Below are 12,594 nucleotides of genomic sequence, written 5' to 3'. Positions count from 1 at the left end.
CTCAGGCCTGTCCGATCGTCTGCCGCTGCCGGCCGAGGCCGTCGATCTCAAGCTCGACGATGTCTCCTTCTTGCAGGTATGGCTGTCCTGCGCGGCCCAGGGCGACCCCGGCCGGTGTTCCTGTGTTGATGACATCGCCGGGCTGCAGCACCATGAACTGGCTGAGGTACCAGATGAGGTGATGCACCCCGAAAATCATGTCTTGTGTGGATCCGTCCTGCCGCAGCTGTCCGTTCACCCACAGCCGCAGTCCGAGCGCCTGGGGGTCGGCGACCTCGTCCGCGGTGACCAGCCACGGGCCGAGCGGGTTGAACGTCTCGCAGTTCTTGCCCTTGTCCCACTGGCCTCCCCGCTCGAGCTGGAACTCCCGCTCCGACACGTCGTTACTGATCGAGTACCCCGCGACGCAGGCCGCCGCGGCGGCCTCGTCGGCCAGGTATCGGGCCTGGCGGCCGATCACGACGGCGAGTTCCACCTCGTAGTCCGTCTTGACCGAGCGACGTGGGATGAGCACCTCGTCATCCGGGCCGACCACGGTGTCCGAGGTCTTGAGGAACACGATTGGTTCCTCGGGGAGTTGGGCGCCGGTTTCCGCCGCATGATCGCGGTAGTTCAGCCCGATGCAGACCACCTTGCCGATGCCGGCAACCGGAGTGCCGAACCGGCCGGGCGCGGCGACCACGGGTAGCTCATCGAGGGCGACTCCGCTCAGTACCTGCGGCAGCGTGGCGGGGGTCAAGTCTGCCACGACAGGACGTAGGTCTCGCCATACCCCGTCTGGTCCTTGGACCAGTGGTTGCTCGGCTCCCGCCGTGCCGTGTCGGGCCAATCTCATTGCAGTGTCTCCAGGTTGGGTCGTCCCGGCGCGGAATGGACCGGCGCCGCCACCCCAGTGCTGTGCGGGGGCGCCGGGTCGGGACCATGCCATGGCCGTGCGCATGCCGGGCCTTGGCAAGGCCGGGCCTGGTCATCAAGCTTCTGCTCAATCTGCCAGGAAGGACCATATGTATCAGGGCGCTTCCTTGCAATGGCTGTGGCAGAGGATACCCGCCTTCCGCACGTCTGCCCACTACAACAGCGTAAGTTGCCTTCAAGGCCTTCTCATGTCGATGTGCTGGTGGCATACTGACCGCACTAATAGATCTGATTCATTGTGCAGAGGGGAAGGTTACTTAGTGCCCGGCATAGCCAAGGCTGCTCCTGGCGGAGGGGACGACGGGGCCGATCGCTACCGCCCTGGTTACGAACTGGTCGCGGAGCAATTGCTCAACTACATCGCCGAGCGCAACCTACGGCCCGGCGACCGCCTGCCCACCGAGAAAGGGCTTGCGGAGGTTCTCGGCGCCACTCGCAATGTCACCCGTGAGGCTGTCAAAGTCCTGGCTGCCATCGGTCGACTCAGCGTCCGTAAGGGTGCCGGTATCTTCGTCGCCGGATCGACCGGTGGGCCGGCCGACGACCAGCTCGCGCACTTTCAACCCACCAACATGGAGCACGTTCTGATGCTCCTGGACTACCGGCGCCTGATCGAGTCGGAGACCACACGGCGCGCTGCGACGATGGCCGCACCGATCGAGGTGCGGGCCATTCGGGCCGGCGCCGACAGTTCCCTGGCGGCCGGAAGGGCGGCGGACGCGGAGGCGTTCGCCCACGCGGACGCGGAGTTCCACGACTCGATCGGCGTCGCCGCCCACAACGTGTTCTTGCGAGCGAGCCTCGCCAACATCCGTCGCTTCGCGTTCCAGTCGGACGCCCTGCTCTTCCATGGAGGGGTGCCGGGTTCGCTGGAGGTCGCGGGCGCCCAGCACCTTGCCATCGCCGAGGCCATCGCGGCCGGCGAGGTGGACAGGGCCGCTGAGCTGATGATCGCGCACATCGACACCACCCAGAATCAGTTCGAACGTAAGATCCGCGACCGGGTCTTCACCCTGGCCGACCACCCAGCTGGGGCCTCAGCGATGCCCCAGTGACCGACGAAGCGAGGGTCCTCCTCCCCTGGGATCTTCAGTGTTGAAATTTCCCATCCTCACCCGCACGGTGAAGCGCAGAATTGTTCTTCCTACTCCGAGTCCAACACTCCTGAGCCAGCCGTGGACGGCGACCTTTCCACGTGTTGGGCGCAGGGCCTGGGCCTGCCCGGATCCCTCCTGGATGCAGGTCGATCTGGGCTCCGTCACCTCCGTGTCCAGCGTGGTGACCATGTTCGAGAAGCCGAGCGGCTACAAGTACCTCCTGGAGTACTCCAGCGACGGCACCAACCGGTCGACCTTCGACGATCACACGGCGTCGTACACCGCTCCTCGGCGAACGAGTCCGTCGCCGCGGCGCCGGTCTCCGCCCGCTACCTGCGGCTCACCGTGACCAGCTCCAGCTACAACGGCGGCCTCTACGAAATACAGGCCTATGGCAACTTCTAGCCGGCACACCTGCCTGGCCTGTCCGATCTCAGAAACAGAAAAGTCATCATGAAGATCACTCATGTCGAAGTCCACCGGATCGTCGTTCCCCCGGCCGACCCTCCCTTCCGCTGGCGGGACGGCCTGAGCGGCAGCGCTCCGGTCGGCGACGGCGCGGTCCTGCGAATCGGTACGGACGAAGGCGCGGAAGGCGTAGCGCTGTTCGCCCGGCCAGGAGCGGCTGTCATGCTCGAGGACCTGGTCGAACGAGTTTTCCGCGAGGAACTGATCGGGCAGGATCCCTTCCAGCGTGAATGGCTCTGGCACCGGGTGTGGGAGCTCGACCGTATCCACGAGCTTCCCCTGCCCGCCTTCGGCCTCATCGACATCGCCCTCTGGGACCTCGCAGGCCGGGTGTACAACCAACCGGTCTGGGAGGTCTTGGGCGGGTTCCGCAGGCAGATACCGGCGTACGCGTCCACGTCCACCTTCGCGACGGTCGAGGAATTCCTCGACGTCGCAGACCAGTGCCTCGCGTTGGGCTACCGCGGTATCAAGCTCCACGCCTGGGGCGACGCCCGCAGGGACGCACAACTGTGCCTGGCGCTCCGGCAGCACGTCGGAGCCGAGGTGCCACTGATGTACGACGGCTCCGCCGGCTTCGACCTGCCGGACGCCATCTACCTCGGGCGGGCCCTGGCCGAAGCGGACTACCTTTGGTACGAGGAGCCGATGCGCGAGTTCAGCATCAGCGCCTACCAGCGGCTCGCCGAATCGGTGTCCATCCCCCTCCTGGTCGCTGAGACGTCGGACGGTGCCCACATGAACTCCGCCGACTTCATCAAGGTCGGTGCCGCCACCTTCGGAGTGCGGACCAGCACCACCTTGCGAGGCGGCATCACCGGAGCCATGCGCACGGCCCATCTCGCTGACTCCTACCAGCTCCGTGCAGAGGTGCACGGCTCTGACATCCCCAACCACCACCTGTGCATGGCGATCTCCAACACTACCTACTACGAGTCCCTGGTGACCGCGACCACGGTCGTCCGGGAGCGTCATGTGGACGACCGTGGCATGGTCCATGCCCCCACCGGTCCCGGCATCGCCCTGCCGCTCGATTTCCAGTACGGCAGTGAACTGCAGCAGTTCGTCGAGCAGGCCTCAGCCTGACCCGCCCCCCACTGCTCTCTCAATCCCCCCAAGAAGTGAGATTGGAAGGAACGACCATGAGGTTTCCTGGTTTCCTGAAAGCCAGTGCACGGCGCACGGCTGCCGGCAAGAGCGCCGTAGCCCTCTCCCTGCTCGGCATGACCCTCCTCGCCGGCTGTGCCAGCGCCGAGCAGTCCACCACCACCACCGGCAGCGACAGCGGCAGCACGACCTTCAAGCCGGTCAAGCAGGACGACACTTCGCAGATCACCGTCTGGGCGGACTCGACCCGGCTGCCCTCGGTGCAGGCGTACCAGAAGTCGCACCCCACGGTGAAGATGAACATCGTCACCTACGACGGCGGGGCCGACGGGTCCACCTACCTGCAGACGAAGGTGCAGCTCTTCGACCGCACCGGCAGCGGCTGGCCGGACGTCGTGTTCGGCTCTCCCACCGATGTCACGTGGGCTGCGGAGCCGACCGCTCCTTCGACGATCCCCTTCGCCGCGCCGCTCGACCAGAACCTGGTCCCGCAGCAGACACTGGACGGCTTCGCCAAGGGCTCACTGAGCCCCTGCCAGATCAACGGTCACACCTACTGCATGCGCAATGACATCGCGCAGGTGGTGCTCTGGTACAACAAGTCGCTCATGGACAAGTGGGGCTACCAGGTGCCCACCACCTGGCAGCAGTACCAGGAACTCGGCCAGAAGGTCGCCAAGGAGCACCCGGGCTACCTGGTCGGCTCCGTCGGTGACACCAACTCCCAGGAGTCCTACTTCTGGGCGAGCCAGTGCCCGGCCTTCAACCTGGTGCAGCCGAACAACCTGCGCGTGAACCTCGCGGACGGCAACTGCACCCGAATGTCCAATCTGCTCGACTCCCTCATCTCCGAGAAGGCCGTCACCACCCAGGGCTTCTTCAGCCAGGGATTCGCGAAGAACAGCGGGAGCAAGGTCCTGATGGCCTACGGCCCGTCGTGGTACGGCCAGTACCTCTTCAACACGGCCTTCAAGACTCCCGCGGGCCAGATCGCCGTCGCCCCGCCGCTCACCTGGCCAGGGGAGACCACTCCGTCGACCGGCAACGTCGGCGGCGGCGTGTGGATGGTGTCCTCGCACAGCGCCAATTTGAAGGCGTCCACCGACCTGGCCACCTGGCTAACCACGTCGAACGACAACCAGGCGTCGGCTCCCACCTATCCGGCGTACGCGCCGGCGGCCAAGGTCTGGCTGGCCAACCCGGAGAACCAGAAGTACTTCGCCGCCGACGTGAGCGACGTTTTCCAGCAGGCGGCCGATGAGGTGTGGACCGGCTGGTCAAACACCAAGTTCAGCGATGCCACTGCCTGGTCCAGCGTGGTGCTCCCGGCGCTGACGGCCGGCAAGTCGCTGACCGAGACGCTGCCCGCCTGGCAGGCCGCGATCAGCGATGAGGCCAAGGCCGAGGGTTACACGGTGACCAATCAATGACAGTGCTGGAGACACGGCACGTCGTCGAGTCCCCCTCCCGTCGCGCCACGGCACGGCGGGAGGGCGGCCTCGCCGGCTACCTCTTCGTCGCCGGCTACGCGATCCTGCTGCTCGCCTTCGGCGTCTTCCCGACCTGCTACGCCTTCTACCTCGCTCTGACCAACGACAAGGGCCAGTTCACCGGTCTCAACCAGTTCGTCAAGGTGGCCGGCGACTACAGATTCGTGCCTGCCTTCACGAACGTCCTGATCTACCTGGTGATGTGGCTGGTCGTCCTGGTCGTGCTGACGGTCCTGGTGGCCGTGATCTTGCGCAGTCGTATGCGGCCCAGGGTGTCGGCCGTCTTCCGCTTCCTCTTCTACATCCCTGGCGCGCTCGCCGGCGTGGCAAGCGTGCTGGTGTGGTTGTTCATGCTCGACCCGGACGTCAGCCCCGCTTCCTGGCTGCTGAACTCACTGGGGTTCCACAGCTTCGCCGCGGTCCTGGCACCGGGCGACCTTCCGGTGATCTTCGTGCTGATCGCCTTCTGGACCGGGGCCGGCGGCTGGATCGTGGTCATGTACGGAGCACTGAACAACATCCCGGATGAGGTCCTGGAAGCGGCCAGGATGGACGGAGCCGGCCCATGGAGGACCGCCTGGCACATCCAGATCCCGATGATCAAGCAGTGGATCATCTACATGGTCATCCTTGCCTTCGCCGCCGGCACGCAGCTCTTCATCGAACCGCAGTTGCTCCAGACGGCGAGCCTGGGCCGGATCAGTCCGACCTGGTCGCCCAACCAACTGGCGTATGTCTTCGCCTTCCAGCAGGGCGACTTCAACGGAGCCGCCGCGGTCTCGGTCTTCCTCCTGGCCATCGGCCTCGTCTGCGCCAGCCTGCTGGTGGCTCGCTCGAAAATGTTCACGTTGGATGAGAAATGACAAACAGCAACCCTGGCCCGTCCGCCCCGCCATGGCGCGGCACGCCCTCACGGGCCATCTCGATCCTCATCGTCTGCGTTCTGCTCGGCCTACTGCTGGTCTTCTTCGTTCTGCCGGTCCTGTGGGTGCTCCTCGCACCGTCGAAGACCGCCGACCAGCTGATCCACGACTCGCCTCTGTCGTTCGGCTCCTTCAGCCAGATCGGCGCGGCCTGGACGCATCTGTTCTCCTTCCAGGACAACGCGATGACGATGTGGCTGCGGAACTCCGCGGTCTACTCCGTCGGGTCCCTCATCCTCACGCTGATCACCAGTGTTCCCGCCGGGTACGGCCTGGCGCTCACCAGGTTTCGCGGGCGCAAGACCCTGCTCGCGATCACGCTCGCCACCATGATCATGCCTTCGGCCGCCCTGGTGCTGCCGATCTTCCTCGAACTTAACGAGTTCCACCTGATCGGAACGGTGTGGTCGATCATCCTGCCTTTCTCGTTCTACCCCTTCGGCGTCTACCTCGTATATATCTACTTTGGGACCACCCTTCCCCGGGAGATCCTCGCGGCCGCTCGCATTGACGGCTGCTCAGAGTGGCAGATCTTTGTGCGCATCGCCCTGCCGCTGGCCAAGCCCGTCGTGGGGCTGGTGGCGTTCTTCAGTTTTGTAGGGAACTGGAACAACTTCTTCCTGCCGTACCTGGTGCTGCCCAACAGTGACGAGTTTCCCGTGCAGGTAGGGCTGAACCAACTGCTGTCCTCCACCCCCTCCTTCAATCCCGTCGCCGGTGCCGGACTCAACATCACCACCCCGGAACTCGCGCTCGCGATCGTCGTCGCCATCCTCCCTGTGCTGGTGCTGTTCCTCTTCTCCCAGAAAGCACTCGTCTCCGGGATGCTCGCCGGGGCCACCAAAGGATGAGGAACGCCGTACCTTCCCCAGCTGCACCTGCCGGAACGTGGTTTCAGTAGGGAAGTTGCTGCAGGGTCCAGCCGTTGCCGTCCGGGTCCTTGAAGGCCGCGTAGGAGACCGTCGGCTTCCCGGGCGCGGTCATGTCCTCGACCTCTCCGATCTCCACCCCCCGCTTGACGAGCTCCGCCCGCGCGGCGCGGATGTCCGAGACGACCAGGTGCAGGCCCTGGACCGAGCCCGGCGCCGTGTCGACGATCCCGACGCCTATGCAGACGGAGCAGGCCGACCCGGGAGGCGTCAGCTGCACGACGCGGAACGTCTCACCGAATCTCTGGTCAAGGTCGGCGTTGAAGCCGAGCTGTTCGGTGTAGAAGGCCTTCGCGCGGTCCACGTCCGAGACGGGAATCGGCACCAGTTCAAGCTTCATGTCCATGGCGGAGGTCCTTTCGTGCGATCGATGAGTTCCTTTTCTACTGAGGTGCGAACCTGAGAGGGCTCGGATCGACATAGTCGACTGATTTTTCAGAAGATTCCCGGATCACCGAAGCTGTCACGAGAAGTACGGAGTGAGCACTCACTCCTTATTGACGGAGTGAGTGCTCACTCCGTACTCTGAGGGCATGACAAACGCACCGACCCGGCGGCGAGCGCCGGGAATGAGCGCCGAACAGCGCAGAGCGATGATCGTGGCGGCGGCGCTGCCGCTGGTCGCCGAGTACGGCGCCGCGATCACCACGAGTCAGATCGCGCGAGCCGCGGGCATCGGCGAGGCCACCATCTTCCGGGCCTTCACTGACAAGGAGGAGGTGCTCGCCGCCTGCATGGCCGAGGCGCTGAGCCCCGGCCACGTGCTGAACGAACTGGCCTCCATCCCCCTCGACGAACCGCTCGAGGTACGGCTGGCCGAGGCGGCCGAGGCCATGCGGGCACACCTGGAGCGCATAGGCATGGTGATCGGGAACCTGCACGCCTCCGGCCACCGCCGTCAGCCCACCGGGGAGCAGCCGACGCAGGGCAACCGGGAGGCCTCGATGAACGCGCTGCGCGACGGCGTGACCGAGCTGATCGAACCCGACCGGGCCGCCCTGCGCCTGGATCCGGAGAAGGTCTCCTCGATCTTCCTGGGAATGCTCTTCACCCAGCGCCGCCGGCCCGCGGGCGACGGCGACCCGGAGCTGACCCCGCAGGAGCTCGTCGACGTCCTTCTGCACGGCGCCCTCAACGACCCCGGGATCCCGCGATGACCATCACACTGAACCACACCATCGTCCCCGCCGCCGACCACCGTGAAGCGGCCCGGTTCTTCGCCTCGATCATGGGACTGGAGCAGTTGCCGCCCGCCGGTCGAACCGGTCACTTCGCCCCCGTGCGCGTGAACGAGCAGCTGACCCTCGACTTCATGACCGTGGCCGAGCCCGAAGGACATCACCTGGCCTTCGACGTGGATCCGGCCACCTTCGACCAGATCCTGGCCCGCCTCCGTGCGGCGGGTGTGCCCTACGGCAGCGACCCCGCCCACCCCGACAACGGGCGGATCGACCACCCCCTCTGCCCGCGCGGCCTGTTCTTCGCCGACGCCTTCCGCAACCTGTACGAGGTGATGTCACCGGCATAATCCCGGCCCGGCCGGTCAGCCGCCGGAGGCCAGGGCCTCGGTCGAGTAACCGGCCACCTCCTTGTACCGCTGGGAGATCCGCGCCAGCTCCTCGATCTTGATCACATCCTCGATCGCCGTGAACGGCCGGTCGCCGGTTCGCTGCCACACCTCGTGAATGATGAGGTCGGGCGGCGTGCTCCGGTTGGCCAGCACGACCCGGGTCGTCGCCGGAAGCCGTTCCGCCTCGTAGGCGCGAAGCGCCGTCACCGCGTCCGGCGAGTCCGTCAGATGGCGGCGGAGCGCCCGCGCGTCGAGGATCGCCTGCCCGGCTCCGTTGGAGCCGCGCGGCACCATCGGGTGTGCGGCGTCGCCCAGCAGCGTCACCCGGCCGAAGGTCCACCGGTCCAGCGGGTCCTGGTCGACCATCGGATACTCGAGGACGGTCTCCGAGGCGCGCATCATCGCGGGTACGTCCAGCCAGTCGAAATGCCAGTCCTCGAACGCCCCGATGAAGTCCTCCAGGCGGCCCCGACGGGTCCAGTCGCGCTGTTCGTCGGCGGGCGTCCTGATCTCGGCCACCCAGTTGAGGAGCTGGGTGCCGTCGGCGAAGTTCCTGATGGGGTAGGCGACGAGCTTGCCCTGGTCGATCCAGCCGGCCCGCACCATGCTCGCGCCGGACAGGAAGGGCCGGCCTCGGGTCACACCCCGCCACATGTTGATGCCGGAGTAGCGGGGTTCTCCCTCGCCCGGATGGAGCTGCTTGCGGATCGCGGAGTGGATCCCGTCGCAGGCGATCACCATCCGGGCGCGGACGGCGGGTAGTTCGGTGTCGTCGCCGCTGGAGCGGAAGTAGGCGGTCGCGGCGTTCTCGTCCTGCTCGACGCGGACGCATCGGCGGTCCAGCAGCACCGCGCCCTCCCCGAGCCGTTCCCGCACCGCCCCCAGCAGGACGTCGTGCAGATCTCCACGGTGGATGGAGTACTGCGGATACTCGTAGCCGGCCTGCCGGCCCGAGGGCTCGCGATAGATGAGCTGGCCGAACCGGTTGAAGAACACCGACTCCTCGGTGAGGATGCCGGCCCTGCCGAGCTCGTCGGCGAGGCCGAGCCGGTGGAGGACCCGCGTGGCGTGCGGCAGCAGGTTGATGCCCACCCCGACCGCACCGATCTCGGGTACGGCCTCGTAGACGCGGCAGCCGATTCCGGCGTCGTGCAGTTCGAGTGCGAGCACCAGACCGGCGATGCCGGCGCCGACGATCAGGACCTCATCCTCGATCGAAGGGTGTGGAAAGGAACGTCGCGGCATGAAGACTCCTCGGCTTCTGCGCGGTCCTCGCCGCCAGACGGCGGGACGGGCCGACCCCGGCCGCACGGCGCTCAGCCGAGCGCCGTACGCATCGCGCCATGCGGATATATCCGCGATATTTTTTCTGCTCCGCGGAACGCATGTCGGCCTCACCTCCACCGTACGCCCTTGGATCGGCCGACTCGGCGACGCTCATCCCGCTGTGGATCAGAGCCAGCCCGGCAGGGGCGGCGGTCCTTCCGCGACGCTTTCGAGCCGGCCGGGGACGGGCCGTCCGAGCAGGTAGGCGGTGAGGTCCGCCAGCCTCCCGGAGATCACCACGGGGGCGTCGCCGGAGGTGCCGATCTCCCGGCGCACCTCCGCGTCGGTCGCCTCAAGGGCCACGCGGGGCAGGTCCGGGCGCCCGGAGAACCCGGGCGCGGCGTCGTCGATCAGCGCGGTGAGAAGGGGCGCGGGAAAATCGGTGAAACCGGCGCCCGCGAGGAGATCGACCGCGTGCACCCACACCTCCCGGGCCCGCATCCAGGGCACCTGGGAGGCGGGGACGGTACGGCCGCGGGCGGTCCGCACCTGAGCGTCCCAGGCATCCTCGGGCATCTCCGCAAGCGCCCGGCCGAGCCGGGCGTTCGCGGCGGCCAGCTTCTCGCGCAGCTCGCCGGCGGGCAGCCCGGCACCCTTCTCGATGTCGTCCGCGCGCTGCTCGGGCGAGGCGTACATCGGCGTCGGCACCCCGGTGCGGGCCCAGGTCAGCAGGTTGACCAGGGCGTCCGCGTTGCTCGCCACGTGGGCGGCGACGTGGGCGCGCCGCCAGCCCGGCAGCGCGGAGGCCGCGTCCAGATCCTCGTCGCCGATCCCCGCCATGGTCCGCTCGAAGAGCTCGGTGCCCTCGCGGACCCATGCGACCAGGGGGGCCACGGCTGTCATCGCACCTCCTGCCGGCAGATGTTGCGGCACTCCCCGATCCCGGCGATCCGAGTGGTGAGCACCGAGCCGTCGGCCAGGTAGCGCGCGGGTTCGCGGGCGTGCCCGACCCCGCCGGGGGTCCCGGTGGCGATCACGTCGCCGGGCATCAGGGTGACGATCTGCGAGATGTAGGAGACCAGCTCGGCCGGACCGAAGACGAGGTCGCCGATGTCTGCTCGCTGCACCGTCTCGCCGTCGAGCTCGCAGGACAGCTCGGCGCCTCCGGCCGAGGCCCCGCCGTCGGTGTCGCCGGCGTCGTCGGTGACCAGCCAGGGCCCGATCGGGGTGGTCGCCTCGAACGTCTTGCCCTGCAGCCACTGCAGGGTGCGGTACTGCCAGTCGCGGGCGGTCACGTCGTTGAGCACCGTGTAGCCGCCGATCGCGGCCCGCGCCTCGTCGGGGCTCGCGTTCCTGACCGGTGCCCCGATCACCACGGCCAGCTCGGCCTCCCAGTCCATCTCCTGCGAGGCCGCCGGAAGCACGATGTCGTCGTACGCGCCGATCAGCGCCCGGCTGAACTTCGCGAAGAGCGTCGGATGCTCGGGGAGCGTGCGGCCCATCTCCAGGATGTGACTGCGATAGTTGAGCCCGACGCAGAAGATCTTCTCCGGCGCGAGCACGAGCGGGGCGTAGTCCAGCGTGTCGAGCGGATGCGAGGGACCGTCGGCCTCACGCGCCGAGGTACGCCAGTCGGGCCGCCGGAGCACCTCGACCAGGTCGGCCGCGCCAAGCTCGATCGCGGCGTCGTCGTCGAGACGCACCGCGCGCGTCGTGTCGCCGACGCGGATGGTGGCGAGCCTCATCGGACCTCCCGCCCTTCGACCGCCTGCTGGGCCAGCCTGGTGAGGCCGAGCGCGTCATACACCGGTTCGTCGCTGAACCGGAAGAGGTCCGCCTGCGTGGAGGCCTCGATGGAGTGCTCGCACCAGGACGGCACGGCGAACAGGTCACCCTTTTTCACGGTGAACCGATCCTCGCCCAGGGTGACGGTCGCCTCGCCGTCGAACACCTGCCAGACGGCCGAGCCGACGATCCGCCGCGGCGCGGTGCGGACGCCCGCCCGCAGCCGGTGGAACTCGGTGCGCATGGTCACCAGGGCGTCCCCGCCGGTGGTCGGGTTGCTGTAGCGCACCCCGGCGTGGCCGGGTTCGAGCGTCGTCGGGTATCCCTCGTCGGCCAGTTCGAGCTGCGCGGTCAGCGCCGCGTCGGTGTGCGCCCAGCGGTACGCCATCAGGGGCGAGCTGGGCTGGTCCGCCGCGCCGATCGGACGGAGCCCGGGATGACCCCAGAGCCGTTCGTTGCGGGATCGGTCCGGGGTCGCCGTGGTGCCCGGCTTGTCGGGCCCGAACTCGAAGAACCCGGCGTCGAGCTGCTGGACGAGGGGGATGTCCAGTCCGTCGATCCAGGCCATCGGCCGGTCGGAGGTGTTCTGGTGCTCGTGGAACGCCCAGCTCGGGGTGAGCAGCAGGTCGCCCCGGCGCATCGCCACCGGGTCTCCCTCGACGTTGGTCCAGACCCCCTCGCCGTCGATGACGAACCGGAACGCGGTCTGGGTGTGATGATGTGAGGGAGCGGTTTCGCGCGGGCCGAGATACTGGATGGCGGCCCAGAGGGTGGGGGTCGCGTAGGGCCGGCCGGGGAGCCCCGGGTTGGCCAGGGCGATGGCCCGGCGCTCGCCTCCACGTCCCACCGGCACAAGATCACCTGAACGCTGCGCGAGCGGATACAGCTCCGACCAGCGCCACACGTACGGGACGGCGGCGGGACGGGGGCTGAGCGGCATCAGGTCGCTGCGCGTGGTCCACAGGGGGATGAGGTTGGCGGCGGAGAAGTCGCTGTAGAGCTCGTCCAGTGCCGTCTGATCTTGTTCAAGGGTCGTCACAGTGT

At 67.5% G+C, this 12,594-nt stretch carries 14 protein-coding genes; 8 read left to right on the top strand and 6 right to left on the bottom strand.

All coding sequences use genetic code 11. The features are described from left to right. Position 1: 1 nt before the first annotated feature. On the bottom strand, positions 2–835 hold the full coding sequence (locus CHC08_RS25015; RefSeq protein ID WP_089209809.1) for a fumarylacetoacetate hydrolase family protein: 834 nt from the start codon (positions 833–835) through the stop codon (positions 2–4). Between the two features lie 340 nt (positions 836–1,175). Between CHC08_RS25015 and CHC08_RS25010 the strand changes: the two genes are divergently transcribed. The 6 genes from CHC08_RS25010 (at position 1,176) to CHC08_RS24985 (ending at position 6,851) form a co-directional block, all read left to right on the top strand. Then, entirely contained in the window at positions 1,176–1,970 is a 795-nt protein-coding gene (locus CHC08_RS25010; RefSeq protein WP_218825456.1) for a FadR/GntR family transcriptional regulator, read from the top strand. 37 nt (positions 1,971–2,007) lie between these two features. Next, positions 2,008–2,361, top strand: a complete 354-nt coding sequence (locus tag CHC08_RS52485) for a galactose-binding domain-containing protein (protein WP_338055701.1) — start codon at positions 2,008–2,010, stop codon at positions 2,359–2,361. A gap of 104 nt (positions 2,362–2,465) precedes the next feature. Further along, a complete protein-coding gene (locus tag CHC08_RS25000; RefSeq protein WP_089209808.1) occupies positions 2,466–3,566 on the top strand; it encodes an enolase C-terminal domain-like protein in 1,101 nt (366 codons plus the stop codon). 56 nt (positions 3,567–3,622) lie between these two features. Next, entirely contained in the window at positions 3,623–5,017 is a 1,395-nt protein-coding gene (locus tag CHC08_RS24995; protein WP_089209807.1) for an ABC transporter substrate-binding protein, read from the top strand. Continuing rightward, a complete protein-coding gene (locus CHC08_RS24990) occupies positions 5,014–5,940 on the top strand; it encodes a carbohydrate ABC transporter permease (protein ID WP_089209806.1) in 927 nt (308 codons plus the stop codon). Before CHC08_RS24995 ends, CHC08_RS24990 begins: the two co-directional genes overlap by 4 nt. Continuing rightward, the gene (locus CHC08_RS24985; protein WP_089209805.1) at positions 5,937–6,851 is read left to right on the top strand and encodes a carbohydrate ABC transporter permease; all 915 of its coding nucleotides are present in this window, start codon (positions 5,937–5,939) and stop codon (positions 6,849–6,851) included. The genes CHC08_RS24990 and CHC08_RS24985 overlap by 4 nt, the downstream gene beginning before the upstream one ends. Before the next feature lie 43 nt (positions 6,852–6,894). Here the strand turns inward: CHC08_RS24985 and CHC08_RS24980 are convergent, their stop codons facing one another. Beyond that, complete coding sequence (locus CHC08_RS24980; protein WP_089209804.1) at positions 6,895–7,275, bottom strand: glyoxalase superfamily protein; 381 nt, start codon at positions 7,273–7,275, stop codon at positions 6,895–6,897. 187 nt (positions 7,276–7,462) lie between these two features. Between CHC08_RS24980 and CHC08_RS24975 the strand changes: the two genes are divergently transcribed. Continuing rightward, positions 7,463–8,086, top strand: coding sequence for a TetR/AcrR family transcriptional regulator (locus CHC08_RS24975; protein WP_245878551.1), 624 nt, complete (start codon positions 7,463–7,465; stop codon positions 8,084–8,086). After that, positions 8,083–8,457, top strand: a complete 375-nt coding sequence (locus CHC08_RS24970) for a VOC family protein (RefSeq protein WP_089209802.1) — start codon at positions 8,083–8,085, stop codon at positions 8,455–8,457. Before CHC08_RS24975 ends, CHC08_RS24970 begins: the two co-directional genes overlap by 4 nt. A gap of 15 nt (positions 8,458–8,472) precedes the next feature. Here CHC08_RS24970 and CHC08_RS24965 read toward each other — a convergent pair whose 3' ends face one another. The 4 genes from CHC08_RS24965 to CHC08_RS24950 form a co-directional block, all read right to left on the bottom strand. Beyond that, positions 8,473–9,744 carry a flavin-dependent oxidoreductase gene (locus CHC08_RS24965; protein WP_089209801.1) on the bottom strand — a complete coding sequence of 424 codons (1,272 nt, stop codon included), beginning with the start codon at positions 9,742–9,744 and terminating at the stop codon, positions 8,473–8,475. Between the two features lie 207 nt (positions 9,745–9,951). After that, positions 9,952–10,668 (bottom strand): maleylpyruvate isomerase family mycothiol-dependent enzyme, encoded by a 717-nt coding sequence (locus CHC08_RS24960; RefSeq protein WP_089209800.1) that lies wholly within the window; start codon positions 10,666–10,668, stop codon positions 9,952–9,954. Next, positions 10,665–11,510, bottom strand: a complete 846-nt coding sequence (locus CHC08_RS24955) for a fumarylacetoacetate hydrolase family protein (protein WP_089209799.1) — start codon at positions 11,508–11,510, stop codon at positions 10,665–10,667. Before CHC08_RS24955 ends, CHC08_RS24960 begins: the two co-directional genes overlap by 4 nt. After that, a complete protein-coding gene (locus tag CHC08_RS24950; RefSeq protein WP_245878550.1) occupies positions 11,507–12,589 on the bottom strand; it encodes a cupin domain-containing protein in 1,083 nt (360 codons plus the stop codon). The genes CHC08_RS24955 and CHC08_RS24950 overlap by 4 nt, the downstream gene beginning before the upstream one ends. Between the last annotated feature and the right edge of the window lie 5 nt (positions 12,590–12,594).

It is taken from the genome of Streptosporangium subroseum, assembly GCF_900188345.1.
Taxonomy (GTDB): Bacteria; Actinomycetota; Actinomycetes; order Streptosporangiales; family Streptosporangiaceae; genus Streptosporangium; species Streptosporangium subroseum.
This window is presented reverse-complemented; position numbering and strand designations above follow the sequence as displayed.